We start from the raw sequence: 21,602 nt of genomic DNA, 5'->3' as shown, positions 1-21,602 counted from the left end.
TCACAGACGGCAGATCAGCAGCTCCCGCTCATAAATCATCTCGGCCGGCAGATGGTCATGTAGTGCGAGGAAAAGTTCCTCATGACCCATTACCTCACGCAGCCAGGCTTTGCTGTCGACCTTTTCAAGCTGTGCAAAGGTTTCGGGGGACATGTCGAGTCCGTCCCAATTTATATCCTGATAGCGCGGAACCCATCCGATCGGAGTCTCCCTGCCTTGGGCGCGCCCACGCACGCGATCGATAATCCACTTCAGTACACGCATATTTTCGCTGTAGCCGGGCCACAGGAACTTGCCAGCCTCGTCCTTGAGGAACCAATTGACCTGGAAGACGCGGGGTGTGATGGAGAGCTGCCGCTGCATGGTCAGCCAGTGACGAAAGTAGTCGCCCATGTGATAGCCGCAGAAGGGAAGCATCGCCATAGGGTCGCGTCGTACGTTGCCAACCGCGCCCTCAGCTGCGGCGGTCGTCTCTGAGCCCATCGTTGCACCGAGATAAACTCCGGATGACCAGTTGAAGGCATGCACGACCAACGGAATTGCGGTTGCGCGTCTTCCTCCAAAGATGAACGCGGAGATGGGCACACCGTTGGGAGACTCCGAGGCTTCCACATCGAACGAAGGGCACTGCGTGGCCGGAGCCGTGAAGCGGCCGTTCGGGTGAGCGGCCGGCCTGCCTGTCTCGCGGCCTATCTCCGGCGTCCAGGGCTCGCCACGCCAGTCCACGCACTCAGCGGGTGGCTCCTCCGTCATACCTTCCCACCACACGCCGCCGTCGGGAGTAACGGCCACGTTGGTGAAGATGGTGTTACGGCGCAGCGTTGCCATGGCGTTTGGATTGGTCCTTTCGCTGGTTCCCGGAGCTACACCGAAGAAGCCCGTTTCAGGGTTGATGGCACGCAGTCGACCGGTCTCGTCTGGCTTGATCCACGCGATATCGTCGCCGACGGTCCAGGTCTTCCAGCCGTCGAATCCGCTGGGTGGGATGATCATCGCCAGGTTGGTCTTACCGCAGGCCGAAGGGAAGGCTGCCGCCATGTACGTCTTCTCGCCCTCTGGAGATTCCAGTCCGAGAATCAGCATGTGTTCCGCCATCCAACCTTCATCCCGGGCGATGTTGGAAGCGATACGCAGCGCGAAACATTTTTTGCCAAGCAGGGCATTGCCACCGTAGCCCGAGCCATAGCTCCAGATCTCGCGCGTCTCCGGAAAATGCACGATGTACTTCGTATCGTTCTGCGGCCACGGCACATCCTGCTGGCCGGGCGCCAGCGGTGCTCCCACTGAGTGCATGCACGGCACAACCCGATGAATATCTTTGTCGATCTCCTCGAAGACTGGCAGGCCCACCCTCGCCATGATCCGCATATTCACAACGGCATAAGCCGAATCGGTGAGCTGCACGCCGATACGCGACATCGGTGATCCAATTGGTCCCATCGAAAACGGCAGAACATACATGGTCCGCCCGCGCATCGATCCTCGAAAGAGTTCCTTGACTTTCTTGCGCATCACGTAAGGAGCTTCCCAATTATTCGTCGGCCCCGCATCGTCCTTGGAAAGGGAACAGATGAACGTCCGATCTTCCACGCGCGCTACATCCTTGGGCGACGAGCGGGCACAATAACATCCCGGCCAAAGTTTCTCATTGAGCTTGGTAAAGGTGCCGGATTCAACCAACTGCTGGCAAAGATATTCATTCTCTTCGGCCGACCCGTCGATCCAGTGAATCGCCGCGGGTTGCGTCAGGCTGGCCATCTTCTCCACCCAGCGGATGAGATGAATGTTCTTCGACAGAACACGTGTCGAAGCAGGATGTGCGGCCGTCGTTCCAGGTACTGCAGCCATGATTGCCTCCAAGGATTACGTGGGTCGATGCTCCCAAAAATTCGCGTCAGAGTCCATCCAGTCGTGGGGCTTCCGAACTCTAATCATAGTAGTTAGGGAACATACCCCTGTGGTATTCGGTCCGGGCTGCTGCGATAACCGGCTAGGGGCTGAACTGGTATCGCCTTGAACCACTGTCAAACGCCTTCCCTTGAGAACATTGCAACAGCCACACCTTTGCCGGTACACTCATCTAGGACTCGATGGGGTATCCGCCTTCGGAGAGCTGCTCGGTCCAAAATCATTTGCCATGGCGAACGGCATTCTGGTGCCACTCTAGATGCCTGGTTTCTCGCGACGCGACCGCATTCAAGGTCTTGTCGTTGCAGTGCAAGTGATTGAGCCTCAATGGCTTACAGCGGAGAGTTGGCAGAGCCCGGTTGAATGCACCTGACTCGAAATCAGACATAGTCGCAAGGCTATCGGGGGTTCGAATCCCTCACTCTCCGCCACACACCCCTTTCAGATCAATGCGGTAGGTTCATTGGAATGGCTTTATCCCGACTGGCTGGAAGAGTTAGTTTCTTTGGACTTTTTTGAGCAAAGGGGAAGCGAACATTGCGAATGGTCCTTTCGTGAGCATTCTTTTCGTGAACATTGGGAATGAGTGACGACACAATGGGGCCGCTATCGCGAGAAGGCGCCAACGGGGGTCGGGAATTTTTTATCGAAGCGTCACGATGGTAACGACGGCCAACGCGACCGCGATAGCGTCTTCGAGCAACGCGGCGGGCAAATCGCGTCCGAACAGTTTGGCGGCGAAGGCTCTTGCCTTGGAGCCGGCAAGTGTCCCAACGATGCTGCCGATGATTCCGGAGAGGGCACCGATGAGGAAGTGTTCTTGCGACAGGCCGATAGCAGACCCCGTGAGCGCACCCATCACCACACGACCGGCGAACTGTGGAGGCACAAGACGGCTGGGTGTTTTGGGCAGCTTGTCATTGATGATTTCGCCGATAGCGAGCAGGCTCGTGATGTACGGCGTGAAGCGGAAACCGAGGAAGGAGAGCCAGGTCCCCTCAAGCGAAATTTGCTGGCGGTTAGCCGCCCAGCTTGCAGCGGCTAGACCAACCATGGCGCGGAGACCGCACACAACACCCAACGCAAAAGCAGAGATCACGAGAGACATATTCTTCTCCTTGGAAAGGCGATGCGAGAACCTGCTCGATAGTGGGGCCCAAGCCGATTTAGAAGTGCTGCTCGATGCCTACTACATGTCTGCATCGCCTCTTCCCAGGCGGCTGAGAAATAAATGCCAGCAGAAGAAAGCGATGCATGACACGTTATTTCGAACCGGCCTGTGACGCCGCACCGATAATCACATCCGCCACCTTTGCTGGCTTGGAGAGCATAATCACATGGCTGGACGGCACGGTGATCGTTGTCGCTCCAATTTTCTTAGCCAACGAAGCTTCAAGAACGGGTGAAATTGCGCGATCGTTCCCGCCAACGATGTACCACGACGGCTTGGACTTCCAGGCTGGATTCGTGACTTCACCCTTCATTGCCGCGACGCTTGCGGGCACCTGGGTTGCGGTCAGAATTGCAATCTCTTTAGCGGAAAGATCTTGCGCGAAATCCTCGGCGATACCTTTGGGTGTCAGCTTAAGGAAACCACTCTTGTCGGGGCGTAGTTCTGCGCCGATGGGCGTTGGAACACTCATAATGAGACCGAGAGTGGATTCGCCCTTGTCTGGAGCAACAGCTGACACATAAACGAGTCCAGCGACCTTCGGATCGTTCCCAACTTCAGTGATGACAGCTCCGCCGTAGGAGTGACCGACGAGCAATACCGGCCCATCTTCGAGATCAATGGCCCGCTGCGTTGCTGCGACGTCGTCCATGAAGGATGTTAGCGGGATCTGCACAGCGACTACATGCAGACCCTTCGCCTCGAGCAAAGGAATCACCTTCGACCAGCTAGAACCGTCGGCCCATGCCCCGTGAATGAGGAGCACAGTTTTTACCCCCGAGGGAGTTTGCGCTTGCGCCGTCGCCTTGACGGCAGTATTGGTGATCGAGAGTAATGTGGCGCATGCCACCAAACTATTCCGAACAAACTTCAATGCTTGCATTGTCTTTCTCCTTAAATTAAGGTCCGCACTAGACGACCGTGGACTGATAACGATCGGCGAGTACTCGCTTACTGATAAGGAGCGTAGAGGCGTGCTAGGTCGGACGCAATTATCTCTTTGTATAGATCACTTCGTTTTTTACCGTTATGAACTGAGCTAAAACGCACAATCTTTCCGCAACGTTTATAGTCGCTCTCCGATTGCTATTTTTTTGAGGTTAGTTCCGGATAAGGATCGTCACGAGTAGTCCGGCACAGGTCGGCGCCACATTCCGAACAAGTCTCAGTGTCTATATTGTCGTTCCCCTAGATTAAGAGGAGATCCGAAGAGCGAGCCTTCAGTCTTGTCCAGCGGCACTCGCAGTTGAGTTCTCTTTCGATCTTCTTTGCTTATTCAGGCAGAAGGCTTATCCATGGGAGCGAGCACAACTGATGCCTCGCTCGTCAGTACCCGGGACGTGAATGTCTCCTGAAGATAAAGCCGAACGACCGAGTCTGTATGGCTTAGATAACCGATAGAGGCATCCTGTCCGATGTTGAGCTCAAAATCTCCGCCACGCGTGCTCAACACGAACGCACCCTCAATAGCGGGGGCCCAAATGATGTTGTTGTCGATAATGCGTTTTATGTGTTCCAGCACCGGGTATCCATGATCGCGGGTTTCGGCCAGTTCCGTATAAGCTTTGGCCCCGAGCAAAACCGAATACGGGCCGTTCACACCTACGAGGCGCAATTGGCTCAACGCCTGAGCGATAGCGTCTGGATAGTCGCGCACGTCGGAGGGTAACGTCATGATCGGATTGCTGGTGCCTTCGCGGATGCCTTGGATATTTGCCTCGCGATAGCCATTGAAGATGGCACGGTCCTCAGCGAAAGCGATTGTCTTGGCGGCGTCTTTGGCAGGTTGCCAGTCGGAGTCATCCGAGCCGCGCTCGACATCGTCAATGGCCTGACGTGTCAGCTCGAAGGGCACCCGCAACTCGACAAAGGCCTTCACCTCGCGCTGCCTCGCAACGATGCCTTCTTCCGGAGCAGCAATCGACAAGAGATGGCCCGTTGCAACGGCCGGCGAGTCGATCCCGCTTGGAGTCGGTACATCAACGACTCGTCTACCGGCGAGATAGCGCTTGAGTGTACGAGTCGTTTCCTCCTCGATCTGCGCCCACGCGGCGTCAGAGATTGGTGCCAACTCCCGATGGAGGTTATTCATGTCGTTCTCCTTTAAGTGATCCAATTCCCAGAGATGTATTGCGCACTGACGATGTGGAAGACGGATCAGATCTCGCTGGCGGTGTGGCGATTGCCGCGGCCGCAGGCTGTTCTGCGCCTGCACCTTCTAGAAATGTCACTGAAGGCGCAAAGAACAAGCCACCAGTAACGGGCTGACTGAAATCCAGTAGCCTGTCATAGTTGCCGGGCGGCCGGCCCACAAACATATTTTCGAGCATAAGCTCGGTCACGCGTGGGTTCCGGCTGTAGCCGATGAAGTAGGTTCCAAATTCCCCGCGGCCAGGCTGGCCGAAGGGCATGTTGTCCCGCAGGATCTTGACCTCTTTCCCATCCTCTTCAATGACGGTTAGTGCGGTATGTGCCGAGGCAGGCTTTGTGGTGTCATCGAGTTCGATATCCGACAGCTTCCTGCGGCCGATAATGAGTTCCTGCGCCTCGGTCGAGAGGGCATTCCATGCCTTCATGTCGTGAAGGTATTTCTGGACGATGACATAGCTGCCGCCTGCAAAAGGAGCATCCTCTGCGCCAACGAGCGCGGCTTCGAGAGCAAGAGTGCCCCTTGGATTCTCGGTGCCATCGACAAAACCGATAAGATCGCGATCCTCGAAGTATCGAAAGCCTTGAACCTCGTCGGCGATGGCAACGGCGTCCCCGATGCGCTCCATAATCTGCGTGGCTAACTCGAAACAGATATCCAACCGCCCGGCACGGATGTGGAACAGCACGTCGCCTGGAGTGGCGATCGCATGCCGTTTGCCGGACCGGAATTCCCGAAACGGATGCAATTCGGCGGGCCGGGGGTTGCCGAAAAGTCGATCCCACGCATCCGATCCGAACGCTGCTATACAAGTGAGTCCAGCGTCTATGTCGCGGAACTCTACCGCACGGATCAGCCCGGCGAGGTCGCCGCAGAACGAACGCACAGCCTCATAACTTTCAGTTTCGGGATTGATCGTGACGACGAGAAAGATCGCAGCGCGTGTGAGAGGTCCGAGCACTGGTTGCGGAAGAGGGAGTTGGTCTGGTTCGTTCAGCATCGCGATCCGGTTGACTTATTCTTTTATGGTTTCGCTCTAAGCCAACCCAAAGTATAAGGCACCGTCGACAGGTGAGTATCACAGCGAGTCCGAAAAGTAATAGCCGAAGTGGGAATGGGTCAGAAAATATTGTGGATTTCCTGGGTCATCCTCAAGCTTTTTGCGGAGCTGCCGCATGTAGATTCTCAGATATTCGGGTCTTGTCCCATATGCGGAGCCTCAGACCGCCTTTATCAGCAGCGTGTGCCGGATCGGTCTTCCGGGATGACTCATCAATTGGTGTGTCAGATCGAATTCCTTCGGAGTCAGGTGAACTAATTGACCGCACTTTTTCACGGTGCGACGCTCCGGATCCAGTTCAATGTCTCCTGCCTATAGCGTTTCTGGCGTTGGGTTGCCAGGTATCGAATATTCAGCGTGACTAACGACGGCTTTATATTCGAGTAGCAATGTCCTTTGTTCCATACTCCACATCCTCCAATTGAATTCCATGCATTTCGTGGTGAATCGCTAAGCTCGATTTGAAGGTACGCGGCGATGCCAAAGGAGGGAGGAGAGACAGCGTCTCATAAGGCGGCGGCTTCTTGAAACCTAACCTAGAGGAGAATGATCGCAAACCTCGGAAACTACAGAGTGGGACCTGCATTTATCTATAGCCTGACAGACGCTCGATAGGTCACACCTTTACAATCATCACACTGAGGGTCTCGGGATGACTAGCGAGCCAATTCGCATCTTGAGCGTCGAAGACCACCCCGTTTTCCGGGAGGGTTTGAGCACGATCATTGCTTCTCAGCCAGACATGATTCTCGTTTCACAGGCAACCGATGCGGTTGAGGCGTTGTCGAATTTCCGTCGACACCGCCCCGATGTCACGCTAATGGATCTCCGTCTCCCTGGCACGAATGGCATAGATGCAATGGTTGCGATTCGGGGAGAATTTCCCCAGGCGCGCATTGTCATGCTGACCACCTCTGACGGCGACGGCGAGATCCAGCGGGCAATGCGGGCCGGGGCGTCTGGTTACATTCTCAAGAGCATGCCGAAGAACGAATTGCTGGGGCTGATCCGGACAGTCCACGCAGGTCGACGGTACCTGCCTCCTGAAGTTGCGGCGCGCCTCTCAGAACACTACGGTGAAGATGATCTTACCGTCCGCGAGTTGCAGGTGCTCCAGCTCATTCGGGACGGCCATCGAAACAAGCAGATTGCCGATCGGCTCGCCATCGCAGAGACAACGGTCAACTTTCACATCAAGAATCTGGTGGACAAACTGCAGGCGAACGACAGAACTCATGCTGTCACCATTGCGGTGCGACGGGGCCTGCTCGAAATCTAATCCCGAACTGTAGAAAACTACAGCTCACTGGCAGCAGATTATGATATTCCGCGAATGCCTCGAAAGCGCTATTGTGAAACGCTGAAGTGATTATTAGTTGATGCGGATGCTGCGGATTTGATTGATGGATGGATGCTGATAGGCCCCCCACGACGACTTGAGATTAGTCCGCAGGAATCAGCTCAGTCTTCTAGCTAAACTCAGGAGCAGTGCGCTCAGAATCATCAAGGTGGCCAAGTTGAAGACCTCGCGTTCGCTCCGACTATGTCTCTTCTTGCTCTTGGCAACTTGCTCCGCGTGGGCGGTCGATCCCAGCCGGCAGATGTCGCAGTATGGTCATTCAGTCTGGAGGTTGCAGGACGGATTCTTCAATGGCCATCCCTTCTCAATTGCACAGACGACGGATGGATACCTATGGATTGGAACGAAGAACGAACTCTTGCGTTTTGATGGCGTGCGGTTCGTTCCATGGTTGTCGGGACTCGGAGGTCGGACACCCTCCCTCAGGATGCAATCCCTGCTTGGAGCCCGTGATGGGAGTCTCTGGATCGGCACAGAATCTGGGCTTGTGCATTGGGTAGATCATAAGCTCGTCCAGTATCCGGGCTCGCTGGGCCGCATCGATACAATCATCGAACGGCTCAATGGAGAAGTATGGTTCTCGCGCTTTCGACCGGACGGTGTCGCGATTTGTCGGGTAGTAGGTCTGGAAACCCAATGCTACGGCCAGGAGGATGGAATCGCCCTCCGAGGAGGCGCCTCCTTCATCGAGGACACCGCCGGCTCCCTCTGGATCGGGGACACTACCTCGCTCATGCGATGGCGTCCGGGCTCAACTAGTATCTTGCGGCTAACGGGACAGCGAGGGGGCGTAGCGGACGGCGTGGCTGCAATCGTCGCTCAACCCAATGGCGTCATACTGGCAGGAATCAATCCTGCTGGTCCCGGACTTGGACTCGAGCAAGTGGTCCATGGGGCGTTGAAGCCGTTTCTTGCCCCGGGTATCGACGGGAGCTCTCTGGAGGTAACCGCTTTATTGTCCGACAGGCGGGGCAGCTTGTGGATTGGCACTGCGGCGGAGGGTATCTACCGAATTCATAATGGCAAAGTAGATCGATTTCGTAGTTCTGATGGCCTCTCGGGCGACTTTATTATGGCCTTCTACGAAGACACCGAGGGTGACGTCTGGGTTGCGACCAGCAAGGGGCTCGATTGTTTCCGTGATCTTCGCGTAACAACCGTCCCAGGTCTCGGAGGATTAGGGACGGATGAAGTTGATTCTGTTCTTGCAACACATGACGGAACGATCTGGGCAGGAGGCGCAGGAGCTCTGGGTTCTATACGCGACGATGTTATTTCTTCGTTGCAAGCTAAGAAGGGTCTGCCCGGCGACCAAGTGACATCTCTGCTTGAGGACGACCGGGACAGGCTGTGGGTGGGAATCGACAATACCTTGAACATTTACGAGAACGGCAGGTTCCGTCGCATCAACAGACCCGACGGTTCTCCGCTTGGATTCGTAGTGGGATTGGCAGAGGATACGGCACACACTGTTTGGGCCGAGATCAGCGGCAGTCCACGCAGGCTCGTCCGGATTAAGAACGATACCGTACAACAGGAATTTCCAGCACCGCAAATGCCGGCTGCACGCAGAGTCGCGGCTGCTCCCGACGGCGCTCTCTGGTTAGGCCTCATCAGCGGCGACCTCGGACGATACGCCAACGGCAAGCTCGACATCTTTCGCTTCGGGCACAACGAGCGTTCTAACGGGACATCGAGGTTCAATCAGCTATTCGTCGGTGCAGATGATTCCGTCATGGGGGCTACATCTTTCGGAGTCGTCGCGTGGAAGAACGGGAAGCAGCAGACGATGACCATACAGAACGGTCTGCCCTGTGACGACATCCAGGCCTTTATTACGGATGATCGTGGTGACCTATGGCTGTACGCGCAGTGCGGCCTCATCGATATTCCACGAATTGAATTGGAAGAATGGTGGGCTAAGCCTGACCGCAAACTGCAGTTCCGACTATTAGATGCCGCGGACGGCGCGCAGACTGGTTATGCTCCTTTTAATGGGGCTGCCAAGTCTCGCGACGGACGGCTTTGGTTTGTGAATGGCGCTGTATTGCAGAGTGTCGACCCGGCGAATCGGATCAGTGATGTAGTCCCGCCGGTGCATGTCGAGGACGTAGTTGTTGACCGGCAGCCTTACGCAGTTGCGAATGGCCTGCGTCTGCCCTCAATCAAGAGCGAACTGGAGATCGACTACACCGCGCCGAGCTTCGCCATCCCGCAAAAGATACATTTTCGCTACATGTTGCATGGATGGGAGAAGATCTGGCACGATGCTGGCTCACGGCGGCAGGCGTTCTATAACAATCTCCCGCCAGGTAAATACACGTTTCAAGTGATCGCCAGCAACAGTGATGGGGTATGGAACACGCAAGGTGCGAACTTGAATTTTGAAGTTCTTCCCACCTGGTACCAAACCCGTACATTCTTAGCCGCATGCGTAGCCCTAGTGATCGCTTTCATCTGGGCGGTCTATCGTCTTCGAGTTCGACAAATAGCAAGGGCTATTGGAGCGCGGTTCGACGAGCGACTCTCCGAGCGCACGCGCATGGCACGAGAACTCCACGATACATTCCTTCAGACGATTCAAGGCAGTAAATTCGTCGTCGACGATGGGCTCGAGGAACCATTGGATCCGGAGAAAATGCGCCGTGCATTGGGCCAGGTCTCCGGTTGGCTTGAGCAGGCGATTGCGGAAGGCCGCACAACCCTGAACTCGTTGCGGTCCTCGACTACATTGAAAAACGAGCTCGGGCCGGCGCTGCGGCGGGCTGCAGAAACTGGAGTTGTCCCTGACGGAATGACAGTATCGGTTTCGGTCATTGGGGATGCACGAGAGTTGCATCCGATCGTTCGTGATGAGCTATATCGAATCGGGAACGAAGCTATCCAGAATGCAAAAGCCCACTCCCACGGAAGTCATCTGAGCATCGACCTGATGTACGGCCAGAATCTGACGCTTCATGTGGGGGACAACGGGGTTGGCATCGATCCGAGCTATGCCATGACTGGGAGAGAGGGCCATCATGGCCTGCAGGGTATGCGTGAGCGCGCTGCACGTATCCAGGGAAGGCTGACGATCCTCAGTTCCACTGGATCTGGAACTGATATTTCCGTGATTGTGCCCGGCAACGTGAGCTTCTTGCATCCCGATACTGGAATCCGCGCCAATCTCCGCAAACTCTACCGTCGAATCATTGGCGATCATGAGGCGTTGTGAGTTTCGTGCATAGAGCCACGCGCTTGGTTGAACTGTAGAAAAGAGCAGGTCGTTTTCTGTAGTTCCCAATGTGTTGCCTCTCGCGAAACATCGCTACCGTGATATTGGATGAGTCGTGCTATCGCACTCGATGGTGACGAAGCATCCCGCTGCGATGCCGTATAGACAAACTTTCGGTACTTCTCGTAACAGGAGCGATGACAACCACGGTCCTTCCCGCGGAAGAAAGAGTGAAGTGTGCCACTGAGCAATTGTGCTCTAGTCCCTTCTGAAAGGTAGTGTTCCATGGACGGTATTAGCCATCACCTTGATTTGATTCCCGGTATACCTTTGGACGCGGAGCGCACCGTCGTAATTTCATCTAATCGATGCTTGACCGCGCGATCAAAGGAGACGGTCTACCTGATCCACGAGGATCTGAGATTTTGTCAGACACTCTCAACACTGCTGGCTTCGTCCGGCATAGCAGTTTTGAGTTTTAGTTCCTGCGCAGATTGTCTCGAACACGGCAAGCTAAGAGAGGCTGGCTGTCTGGTTCTTGATTTGCAATTGCATAATAGCGGTGGCGCTAGCCTGCGCCAATGGATCGATCCTGAATTGTGCCCTCCCATGATCTTTATTAGCGATCACCGCGACGTGGCGGCGGCCGTACATGCCATGAAAATGGGGGCAATCGAAGTATTTACGAAGCCAGTGGACCCGGCAGTAGTTGTGGAGGCCATTCACATTGCCTTAGTTCAGAACCGAAAGTTGCGACTGAGAAAGGCTGAACTGGAGAAGCTGAAAACTCGCTACTCGCTGTTATCGCCAAGGGAACGGGACGTTGTCCCACTCATAGTTGGAGGCCTACTGAATAAGCAGGCAGCCTCCGTTCTCGGCATCGCCATAGTCACGCTGCAAGTCCATAGAAGACAGGTGATGCGAAAGATGGAGGCCGAGTCCTTGGCGGACTTGGTCAGGATGGCCATGAAGCTTCGTATACCTTACTGGCGCAGTGGGTATTCCTGTGCAGCATCGGCAATTCAAAGCGCATTAGTAAGTAAGCGAATGAAGGTCCGTTTTCCTCGGCGCTGCGTAATTGAATAAACCGGGGCCGTTTCTTGGACTAGTCCTCGAGGATGCGGCACATGGAGGTGTGGCCGAAATTGAGACGGCGGGTGAAAGGCGGTCCGAACCGGTAGGCCTCTGCCTCAAGAAGTTCCTCTTTGGTCGAACATTTGTGCCATCTTGGCTACTCCCCGCTGAATCGATCGAGTATCGAATGCCGCAAGGCCAAAGAGCAGGCCCGGCGGAGTGGGATTGATGGCATAGCTTGAAAGCGGCGGCACGTCCAGCCCAGCAGCTTTGAGTCGATTGCTCCAAATGCGATCAGAGGAACCTTCGGGCAGCAGGCCAGCGAGGTTCATTCCTCGTCCCGTAATTGGAAACGTAAGGGGCAGCCCGTAGCGAGCCACCTGTTCGAGAAAGAGGCTTTGGCGTTCCGCATAATGGCGGCGGCAGCGTCGGAGGTGGGCATAGAACGCGCCGCTCTCCAAAAAGCTGCTCAGCGTTGCCTGGTCAATCAGCGGACCATAGTCATCGACGACTGACTTGAGCTCCGCGAACTTGTCCACCAACTCAGGCGGAAGGACAACATACCCGAGCCGAAGAGCGGGAAACAGCGTCTTACTGAACGAGCCAATGTAAATCACCCGCCGATGTTCATCCAGGCTTTGGAGACTCGGCTGCGGCGAACTCGTGTAGCGAAACTCCGCGTCGTAATCGTCCTCTACAATCCAGGATTTCGAAGCGCGCGCAGCCTGCAATAGGGAGAGCCGACGCGCTAAGGACATGCACGTGCCAAGCGGAAATTGATGCGACGGCGTCACATAAATGAGGGAACCCTGCGCCGCTTTGTTGTCCGGCAACTGTATCCCCTCTTCGTCGATCGGCGCGGGAACGATCCTGGCGCCGGCCTGCTTCCACGCGTTTCTCGCTCCTGGATAACCTGGCTCCTCCATGTAAACCGTCTGCCCCGGCTCCAGCAGTAGCTGCGCGAGCAGAAACAATCCTTGCTGAGAACCGCTTGTAATTCCAACCTCATTCCACTGGCAACGAACGCCGCGGCTGTCACGAAGATAGTTCGCGACATTTTGGCGCAGCTCATCGAGCCCAACAGGGAACCTCGACTGGTAGTGCAGAAGAGATGCGCCTCGCTTGAGTGCCCGGGTGCGATGGCGGTTCCACGTCTGCATCGAAAACAAATTCACGTCCGGCTGGGTGGGACGAAACGGCACCGGAACTCCAGGCCGGACTGGCTCAAGCTTCTTCTCGCGCGCAGCTTTCTCAAGCACCGGCAAGGTCCGGAATGCCTGCGCTGCGGCGCAGACCTCGAAGCCGCTGCGGAGACGTGATTCCAAATAACCCTGTCCTACAAGCATTTCGTACGCTGCGACGACCGTGTTGCGCGAGACTTGAAGATCGATCGCCATCTCCCTTGTCGAGGGCATGCGTTCCCCGGCAAGTAGTTGACCAGTCTGAATTAGCTGCTTCAGTTGAGCCGAGAGCTGCGTCTGCAACGAGGATGGCCGAGCTTCATCCAGCGTGAGTCTACCCAGTAGAGTCATCGACCACCTTTCGTGCTGGCACCATCATGATGTCCAAATCTGGATCTTTACTTGGTCCAGCAATTCATACTACTGTAAACACATTAGGCGCACAGTTGATGTCTTTCCGTAAAAAGACTCTTAGATTTAGGCCCACCCCGTGGCATAGCGTACGTGTATCCGTCGTTATCGATATTCACCGTAATCGCACTTTCAAAGCGTTCGGAGGGAGGACGTATGCTGAAGCGATTCCTGCTACTTCTGATCCTCGCGATCCCGTTGCAATTACGTGCGCAAGTTGAGTTGATCGCAATCCACGGAAAAATCTGGACGGAGAATCCTGCGCAGCCAGAGGCAGAAGCGATTGCGGTTTCGGGTCATCGTATCCTCGCGGTTGGAACCACCAAGGAGATCGAACGATTTGCGGGGCCACAAACAAAGGTGGTTGACCTCAAAGGCAAGCGAGTCGTTCCGGGATTCAACGACGCGCATGTGCACTTTTTCTGGGGCGGGCAGGGAATTGCAAGTGTTCAGCTTCGCGACGTCACCAGTCGCGAGCAGTTCACCGGGCGGATTGCAGCCTATGCGCGTACGCGTCCCTCGGGTGAGTGGATTCAGGATGGGAATTGGGACGAGGAGAAGTGGTCGCCCGTAAGTCTACCGACCCATGAGTGGATTGATTCGGCCGCGCCAAACAACCCGGTGTGGGTGAATCGCTCCGATGGCCACATGATGTTAGCCAATGCGATGGCGATGAGGCTCGCAGGCATCACCAAGGCGACGCCCGACGTGCCAGGTGGCGTCATCCTGCGCGACAAAGAGGGTAATCCCACAGGGATATTCAAGGATGCTGCGAAGGATCTGATTGAGCGCGTGATTCCTCCGCCGTCGGATGCTCAAGTGGATGAGGCTTTGCTGGCGGCACAGAAATATGCTCTGGATAGCGGCGTAACGAGCGTTCAGGACATGGGGTTCACCGGATCGCATGCAGCAGATATGCAGGCGCTGGTCGTTCGTGGGTATCAGCGTCTCATGGCCGAGGGTAAGTGGAAGGTAAGGGTCTCGGCGCGTTTTCCTCTGGATCACTATCAGCGCCTCACCGCGCTGGGAATCGTAGCCAACTTTGGAAATGACACATTGGTTCTCGGGTCGCTGAAGGCCTTTGCCGATGGATCGCTTGGGTCGGGTACGGCTTGGTTCTTTCAGCCGTACGATGATGCTCCTGGAAATTCGGGCGTGCCCACGGAGCAACTCGCGCATCCGGAAGAAATGTTTGCCGATATGAAGGCGGCCGATCAAGCAGGCTTGCACATTACCGTTCACGCGATAGGCGACCGCGCCAATAAGGCCATTCTTGATATGTACCAGCGGTTGGAAGAGGAGAATGGTCCCGCCGACCGCCGTCTGCGCATCGAACACGCACAGCATCTGCGGGCGGAAGATATTCCTCGGTTCGCTCAGCTGCACGTCATTGCATCGGTTCAGCCATATCATGCGATCGATGATGGGCGCTGGGCGGAAAAACGAATTGGTCACAAACGAGCCGAGACAACATATGCGTTTCGTTCTCTGCTCGACGCGGGTACGGTCCTGGCCTTCGGTTCGGACTGGTTTGTTGCGCCGATTAATCCACTCGTCGGGATTTACGCAGCGACAACGCGACGCACGCTGGATGGCAAGAATCCGGGCGGCTGGTTTCCAGAGCAAAAGATCACCGTGAAGCAGGCTGTGCACGCCTACACCGTTGGCTCCGCCTTTGCCGAAAGTCAGGATGACATCAAGGGTTCGATCGCTCCGGGAAAGCTTGCGGACTTCACTGTTCTCTCCGCAGATATCTTCGCCATGGATCCCGTCCGGATCGAAGCCGTCAAGCCAGTGATGACGGTCCTCGGCGGAGAAATTGTAAGACAGTAATTGGCGATTTGTTTCGCAACAGACACGCGAAAGTTAACTAATCAAGGAGTCGCATCCATGTTTGTCCGCCCCTGCTGGCAGCCGACATCTTCCCAGGACACTCGCTCGCTCATCGAGCAGAGTCCCTGGGCGCTGCTGGTGAGTAACGGCGACGACGGGCCTTTCGCCACTAATCTCCCACTCCTCATCGACCCCTCGAGCAGCTACCCCGACAGTCCTCTCACCCTTGTCGGCCACATCGCTCGCGCTAACGACCACGCACAGCAACTCGCGAATCCCAAGACCATCTTCCTCGCCATCTTCGAAGGCCCTTACAGCTACGTCACCGCCAGCTGGTACCCGGGGCGCGACATGCCGTCGACGTACTACTACACCGCCGTGCACTGCTACGGTTACATCGAACTTCAGCAGGAGTCGGAACTCGATACTTCTCTGAAAGAACTCACCCAGCGCATGGAATCGCCAATCCCCGACGGCTGGAAGACCGACGAAATTCCTCGCTCGGAAATCACGCGTCGCTTCTCCGGTATCACCGGATTTCGGCTTCACGTCAATCGCGTCGAAGCAAAATTCAAACTCGGGCAGGATGAACCCATTCGCGACGCCCTTGCTGTGGCCGACGAACTCGACTCGCGCAACGAAGGAAGTTCGCGCGAGCTGGCGTATCTCATCCGGCAGAACAATCTTGCGCGCACGTTTTAACGCGCTGCCACTCCACTTCAAACGCACCATGTTCGACCCAACAAAATAAACCGCACCAGATCGATGCCTCAATCAACGCACCAGATCAGGGCCAAAGCAACACAATTTCCATGCACCCCTTAAGGAGGTTTTTATGAAGCTTCGCTACTTCAATCTCACCCCTCTTCTCTTGCTGTTCGTCCTCTGTGTTCCCAGCCCCGCCTTTGCTCAGAGCGAAAGCGGCAGTATCAACGGCCTCATAACCGACCCCGGGGGTGCCGTGATTCCTGGGGCCACGGTCACCGTCACCGACCTCGGCACCAACGCCGCGATCACCACTAAAACCGGTGCTAAGGGCCAGTACAGCTTCTCCACCCTGCGCGCCAGTCGCTACAAGATCACGGTCAGCGCCCCCGGCTTTAAGGACACCATCGTCCCGGACGTCGAGCTGCACACCCAGGACAAGCTTGATCAGAACGTCAAGCTCGATGTCGGCTCTGCCTCCGACTCTGTCACCCTGACGGCCGACAGCAACGAGCAGATCGAAACCTCCGCCGCCGTTGCTACCACCGTCGCTCGCCAGTTCATCGAGAATATGCCGCTCAACGGCCGCAGCTTCCAGGCGCTCATCTCGCTCACCCCGGGCAACGTCACGGCCAAGACGTACTACACCGCGTCCGGGCAGTTCAGCATCGACGGCCAGCGCACGGACGCCAACTATTTCTCGATCGACGGTGTCAGCGCCAACGTTGGCATCACCCAGGGTTCGAACGTCTATCTCGGTTCAGCCGGCGCCGGCGCTTCCCCAGCCACCAGCAACAACGGCGGCTACAACAATCTCGTCTCCGTCGACGACATGCAGGAATACAAGATCCAGACCAACTCCTTCGACGCGGAGTACGGTCGAACTCCGGGTGCGCAGCTCTCGATCGTCACCCGCAGTGGTACCAACCGATTCCACGGCACCGCGTTTGAGTACATCCGGAACGACGTCTTCGACGCGAACAACTGGTTTAACAATAATGAAGGCCTTCCGCGCGAAGCTGAAAAGCAAAACGACTTCGGTGGTGTGATCGGCGGTCCCATCATCAGAAACAAGCTGTTCTTTTTCTTCTCCTACGAGGGCCTTCGCCTCCGTGTACCCGAGTCCAAGATCAACATCGTTCCCACCACCTTCGCGCGCGACCAGGCCAGTGCCGTAGTGCTTCCGCTGCTCGAAGCTTACCCGCTACCTTCCGCCGGTCAGGACATCTCTGGTCAATACACTGGCCAGTTCTTTGCCAGCTTCTCCAACCCCTCCACGCTGAACGCTAGCAGTCTGCGCCTCGACTACACGCCGACGCCCAAGCTCAGCATGTTCGTCCGTGGCGACTACGCTCCCTCGAACGGCGCGCAGTATGGTGCCTTTGATTTCTACGCCACCTCCACCTACAGCAGCACTATCGCCAACGTAAGCACCATCACGGCCGGTGTCACCTACATGATCACCTCGTCGCTGGTGAACGACTTCCGCTTTAACGTCAGCAAATCCAAGGGCGCCACCACCGTCGTCCCCATTGGGTTCGGCGGATCGACCCCACCCACCTCCGCCTATCTCTTCCAGTCAAATCCCACCTATACCGTCGACACGTCCGTCTTCTCGCTCTTCTTCAATGACAGCACGACGGACTACTACGTCGGCAACGACGCGACCAACCACCAGCATCAGCTTAACTTCGTCGACACGCTCAGTTGGTCTCGCGGCAAGCACAGCTTCAAATTCGGCGTCGACTTCCGTCATCTCACGCCGACCAACGGCTATCGTCCCTGGGACATCGGCTATGGCTTCGACAGCGTTCAGTCCCTCGTTCAGACCCAGGTCCCGTCGTACGCCAACGTCGATACCACCGATACCTCTGAGCTTCGCCCCATCTTCAACAACCTCTCCTTCTTCGCGCAGGACTCGTGGCAGCTCACGCCGCGCATGACCCTGAACTATGGCCTTCGGTGGGACTATGATCCTCCCCCATCGGAAGGCACCGGCCATCCGTTCTATACGGCCATCAATCTCAACGATCCTGCCAACGCTGCGTTGGCCCCCGAAGGCACCCCTCTCTGGACCCCGAGCAAGCACAACTTCGCTCCTCGCCTAGGTGTCTCGTATGTTGTTCACCAGGATCCGGGATTTGAGACCATTGTGCGCGGTGGCGGCGGCATCTTCTACGGCCTGGGCAACCAGCAGGGCGCGCAGGGAACTCTTGGGTTCCCCTACAGCCGTTCCGAATACCTCTACGGAACCGACGGCACCTATCCGCTCTCGCAGGCCGCCGCTGCTCCCATCCCTTTCACCCTCGATCCTCCATACTCTTTCGTGTTTGCGTTTGATCCGCACCTGCGCGATCCTCGCACCTACATGTGGAACCTTGGATTGCAGCAGAACCTCGGCGGCAATCGCAGCATGAAGCTCACCTACGTCGGCAACATTGGCAGCGACCTTCTGCGTAACGAGATGCTCACGCCTGCCATGGGTGCCAACGCCGACTTCCAATTCCTCGACGTCATCACCAATCACGACTACTCCAACTACAACGCCTTGCAGTTCGAATTCAAGCAACAGCTCTGGCATCACCTGCAGTTTCTGGCAACGTACACGTGGTCGCATGGCCTCGACAACGGCTCCGGCGTAGCGCTGCCGGTTCCGTACTATACCGTCTACGCTCCCAGTCTCGACTACGGTTCTTCGGACTTTGATATCCGCAACACCTTCACCAATGCCATCACCTACGAGCTGCCAAAGCTTACGCGCGGCAATAGCGTAGTCAAATACATCGCTAACGGCTGGGCCGTCGACAGCCTCTTCCGCTCCAATACCGCCGCTCCGCTCACGGTTTATACCGGCGTCTTCTCCTTCGGTCTCGTCTATAACGAGACCGCGGCCAACCAGCGTCCCGACGTTGTTCCCGGCCAGCCTATCTGGCTCTCCGAGCCCTCCGCTGCTGGTGGACGCGTAATCAACCCTGCTGCCTTTAGCACACCCGCCAGCAGCTTCACCCAGGGCGATCTCGGTCGCAACACCATTCGCGGCTTCGACGTCTGGCAGGAAGACGTCGCTCTCCGTCGCACATTTCCCATCCACAACGACATCGTGCTGCAGTTCCGGGCCGAGGCCTTCAATGTCTTCAACCACCCGCTCTTCGGCGATGTAGGGGTCAACGACGGCCGTAACATTCTCACGAGCTATGGCGCCGTCAACCCCTACTTCGGTATCTCCTCCGAAACGCTTGCCTCCAGCTTGGGCGGCGGCGGCGCTGACGGTGGCTTCAGCAGCCTGTATCAAATCGGTGCTCCACGCTCGCTGCAGTTCGCCCTCAAGCTGCAGTTCTAACCAAGCTGCGCGTGCGGAACGGCCAACAGCCGCCGCGCGCGCAGCATTTTTTCCGGCACTGCTCGTAACCCGCGACCTCTTGACCGAAGCGCGAAGATTCCCGCACTAGAACCCGCCCCCGCGCCCCTACAATCAAAGGAACCCCGATGGCCTCCCCTACCTCTCGACTCCGCGTCCTCGCCGCCCTCCTTTGCTCCCCCATCGTTCCTGCGTGCGCCCAGAAGACCACGATCCAGCCCTCCGACATTGTGAACATCAAACGCGTCGCCGAACCGGCAATCTCCCCCGACGGCAAACTCGTTGCCTACGCGGTGGACACTTCCGTCCCGGCCGGCAAGCATCGTGACGCCCACATCTTCCTCGCCACCGTCGGCGTCCCCAATAGCGCGCATCCCTTCGCGTACAGCGGAGCCGCCGAAGACAATCCCGCCTTCTCGCCCGATGGCTCTCACCTCGCGTTTCTCTCTAACCGCTCGAATCCGCTGTCCAACGCCGAGCCTTCGCCTTACCACTTCACCTCAACGCCCACCCGCCCGGACATCCCCGCCAAACCTGAAGCCGACGCCGACGCCATGCAACTCTGGATCATCTCTCTCTCCGGCGGTGAAGCGGAACCCCTCACCTACCTCCCCGGCGGCATCAAATCTTTCCGCTGGTCCCACGATGGCAAGTCCATCGCCTTCGTCCGCACCGACACGGACACGCCCGCCGAAGCTGCCGCAAAGAAAGACAAGAACGATCAGGACTACGTCGACCACCATTACAAGTACGATCGCCTCTGGATCTACGATCTCGCCTCACATCAAGCGCGTCACCTGACCACCGGCGACATCAACATCGACACCATCGAGTGGTCGCCCGACGACGCCACGATCATCTCCCGCGCCTCTCCCACGCCCCGCATCGACGACTACTGGCGCGTCTCCAAAGTCCTCCTTCTCGATGCTCGCACCGGTGCGGTCACCAAAACCCTCGAGCCTATCTCCGGCTACGCCACTCCCACCTTCTCGCATGATGGCCTGCGTGTTGCCTACTCGCGCTTCACTACGCTCCACATCACCGATGAGCACTTCGTCAAAATGCTATCCACGGGTGCGGACATCAAGCTCGAATCCAAACTTCCCGGCACCATCCGCGAGATGCATTGGCTTGGCAACGGCTCCCACCTCCTCGTCAACCAGATCGTCGCAACGCATTATGAACTCGTCGACGTCGACACTGCGAACTTCACCATCACGCCGCTCTCGGGCTTTCCCGCCTCCAGCGAATCCTTCGACGTCACTCCCGACGGCCGCACCTTCGCCTTCCTCGGCGACACACCGACGGAAGCCCCTGATCCTTACGCCTGGCACGACGGCCACTCCGAAGCCCTTGCTAATACCAACCCGCAGGTTGCGAACTGGAACATCGGCGACCAGCGCGAAATCTCCTGGAAGAATCCGAAAGACCACCACATCGTCTACGGTGTAGTCGTTCTTCCGCCCGACTACCAGCAGGGAACCAAGTACAAGACCATCGTCCACGTCCATGGCGGCCCTGAAGAAGCCTGGACCATTGGCTTCAACGGCAATTGGTACAACTATGCCACGATGCTTGCGTCGCACGGCTATGTCGTCCTACTTCCCAATCCCCGCGGCTCCGAGGGCCAGGGGCCAGCCTTCACCGAAGCCGACTATCAGGATTGGGGTGGCGGTGACTTCGCCGACATCATGGCCGGCGTCGACGACCTCATCGCCCAGGGCATCAGCGACCCCAACCGCCTCGGCATCGGAGGCTGGAGCTTCGGCGGATTCATGACCTCCTGGACCGTCACCCACACCGACCGCTTCAAGGTTGCGATGGACGGCGCCGGTGTCACCGACCTCTACAGCATGGCCACCACCACTGACATCTCGCCTAGCTTCTCGCAAAGCTACATGGGCCCGCTTCAACCCAACATCGCCATCTACGATGCCCACTCGCCCGTCCGCTACGTTGCCAACGTTCAAACGCCGGTTCTCATCCTCCACGGCGAAGCGGATCCTCGTGTCCCCATCTCGCAAGGCGAAGAGTTTTACAACGGCCTCCGCTTCCTCAACAAGGATGTTCAGATGGTTCGCTACCCTCGCGAGCAGCATATCTTCCACGAGCAGGCCCACCAGATCGAATCCCTAACGCGCATCCTGGCCTGGTACGACACCCATCTCAACAAGTAGC

The 21,602-nt window shown here is 56.9% G+C and carries 13 protein-coding genes, 1 tRNA gene and 2 pseudogenes; 9 read left to right on the top strand and 7 right to left on the bottom strand.

The window, feature by feature from the left end; genetic code table 11:
• On the bottom strand, window positions 1–1,848 hold the full coding sequence (locus GSQ80_RS01815) for a phosphoenolpyruvate carboxykinase (GTP) (RefSeq protein WP_158785804.1): 1,848 nt from the start codon (window positions 1,846–1,848) through the stop codon (window positions 1–3).
• A gap of 399 nt (window positions 1,849–2,247) precedes the next feature.
• Here GSQ80_RS01815 and GSQ80_RS01810 point away from each other — a divergent pair.
• A tRNA-Ser gene (locus GSQ80_RS01810) sits at window positions 2,248–2,339 on the top strand.
• A gap of 212 nt (window positions 2,340–2,551) precedes the next feature.
• On the opposite strand, the gene GSQ80_RS01805 is transcribed toward GSQ80_RS01810, so the two are convergent.
• The 5 genes and pseudogenes from GSQ80_RS01805 to GSQ80_RS23805 form a co-directional block, all read right to left on the bottom strand.
• Window positions 2,552–3,016 (bottom strand): DUF4126 domain-containing protein, encoded by a 465-nt coding sequence (locus GSQ80_RS01805; protein WP_158785803.1) that lies wholly within the window; start codon window positions 3,014–3,016, stop codon window positions 2,552–2,554.
• Window positions 3,017–3,170: 154 nt separating this feature from the next.
• Window positions 3,171–3,962 carry an alpha/beta fold hydrolase gene (locus tag GSQ80_RS01800; RefSeq protein ID WP_158785802.1) on the bottom strand — a complete coding sequence of 264 codons (792 nt, stop codon included), beginning with the start codon at window positions 3,960–3,962 and terminating at the stop codon, window positions 3,171–3,173.
• A gap of 393 nt (window positions 3,963–4,355) precedes the next feature.
• Window positions 4,356–5,171, bottom strand: coding sequence for a family 1 encapsulin nanocompartment shell protein (locus GSQ80_RS01795; RefSeq protein WP_158785801.1), 816 nt, complete (start codon window positions 5,169–5,171; stop codon window positions 4,356–4,358).
• Window positions 5,164–6,228 (bottom strand): Dyp-type peroxidase, encoded by a 1,065-nt coding sequence (locus GSQ80_RS01790; protein ID WP_158785800.1) that lies wholly within the window; start codon window positions 6,226–6,228, stop codon window positions 5,164–5,166. Before GSQ80_RS01790 ends, GSQ80_RS01795 begins: the two co-directional genes overlap by 8 nt.
• A gap of 78 nt (window positions 6,229–6,306) precedes the next feature.
• Window positions 6,307–6,423, bottom strand: a pseudogene (locus GSQ80_RS23805) (winged helix-turn-helix domain-containing protein); the annotation flags it as partial.
• Between the two features lie 517 nt (window positions 6,424–6,940).
• Between GSQ80_RS23805 and GSQ80_RS01775 the strand changes: the two are divergent.
• From GSQ80_RS01775 to GSQ80_RS01765, 4 genes and pseudogenes are all read left to right on the top strand, one after another.
• Window positions 6,941–7,567, top strand: coding sequence for a response regulator transcription factor (locus GSQ80_RS01775; protein WP_158785797.1), 627 nt, complete (start codon window positions 6,941–6,943; stop codon window positions 7,565–7,567).
• Between the two features lie 322 nt (window positions 7,568–7,889).
• Window positions 7,890–7,994 (top strand): annotated as a pseudogene (locus GSQ80_RS23800) (two-component regulator propeller domain-containing protein); the annotation flags it as partial.
• A gap of 456 nt (window positions 7,995–8,450) precedes the next feature.
• A complete protein-coding gene (locus tag GSQ80_RS01770; protein ID WP_216850083.1) occupies window positions 8,451–10,862 on the top strand; it encodes a sensor histidine kinase in 2,412 nt (803 codons plus the stop codon).
• 285 nt (window positions 10,863–11,147) lie between these two features.
• Window positions 11,148–11,948: a response regulator transcription factor gene (locus GSQ80_RS01765; RefSeq protein ID WP_158785795.1), complete on the top strand. Its 801-nt coding sequence runs from the start codon at window positions 11,148–11,150 to the stop codon at window positions 11,946–11,948.
• Window positions 11,949–12,052: 104 nt separating this feature from the next.
• Here GSQ80_RS01765 and GSQ80_RS01760 read toward each other — a convergent pair whose 3' ends face one another.
• Window positions 12,053–13,468: a PLP-dependent aminotransferase family protein gene (locus GSQ80_RS01760; RefSeq protein WP_158785794.1), complete on the bottom strand. Its 1,416-nt coding sequence runs from the start codon at window positions 13,466–13,468 to the stop codon at window positions 12,053–12,055.
• A gap of 216 nt (window positions 13,469–13,684) precedes the next feature.
• On the opposite strand from GSQ80_RS01760, the gene GSQ80_RS01755 reads away from it, so the two are divergent.
• The 4 genes from GSQ80_RS01755 (at window position 13,685) to GSQ80_RS01740 (ending at window position 21,601) form a co-directional block, all read left to right on the top strand.
• On the top strand, window positions 13,685–15,361 hold the full coding sequence (locus GSQ80_RS01755; protein WP_158785793.1) for an amidohydrolase: 1,677 nt from the start codon (window positions 13,685–13,687) through the stop codon (window positions 15,359–15,361).
• Between the two features lie 57 nt (window positions 15,362–15,418).
• The gene (locus tag GSQ80_RS01750) at window positions 15,419–16,063 is read left to right on the top strand and encodes an FMN-binding negative transcriptional regulator (RefSeq protein ID WP_158785792.1); all 645 of its coding nucleotides are present in this window, start codon (window positions 15,419–15,421) and stop codon (window positions 16,061–16,063) included.
• Window positions 16,064–16,196: 133 nt separating this feature from the next.
• Entirely contained in the window at window positions 16,197–19,406 is a 3,210-nt protein-coding gene (locus GSQ80_RS01745) for a TonB-dependent receptor (protein ID WP_158785791.1), read from the top strand.
• Window positions 19,407–19,552: 146 nt separating this feature from the next.
• Window positions 19,553–21,601 carry a S9 family peptidase gene (locus tag GSQ80_RS01740; protein WP_158785790.1) on the top strand — a complete coding sequence of 683 codons (2,049 nt, stop codon included), beginning with the start codon at window positions 19,553–19,555 and terminating at the stop codon, window positions 21,599–21,601.
• The last annotated feature ends 1 nt before the right edge of the window (window position 21,602 follow it).

The sequence above is a fragment of the Granulicella sp. L46 genome (genome assembly GCF_009765785.1).
GTDB lineage: Bacteria > Acidobacteriota > Terriglobia > Terriglobales > Acidobacteriaceae > Granulicella.
This window is presented reverse-complemented; position numbering and strand designations above follow the sequence as displayed.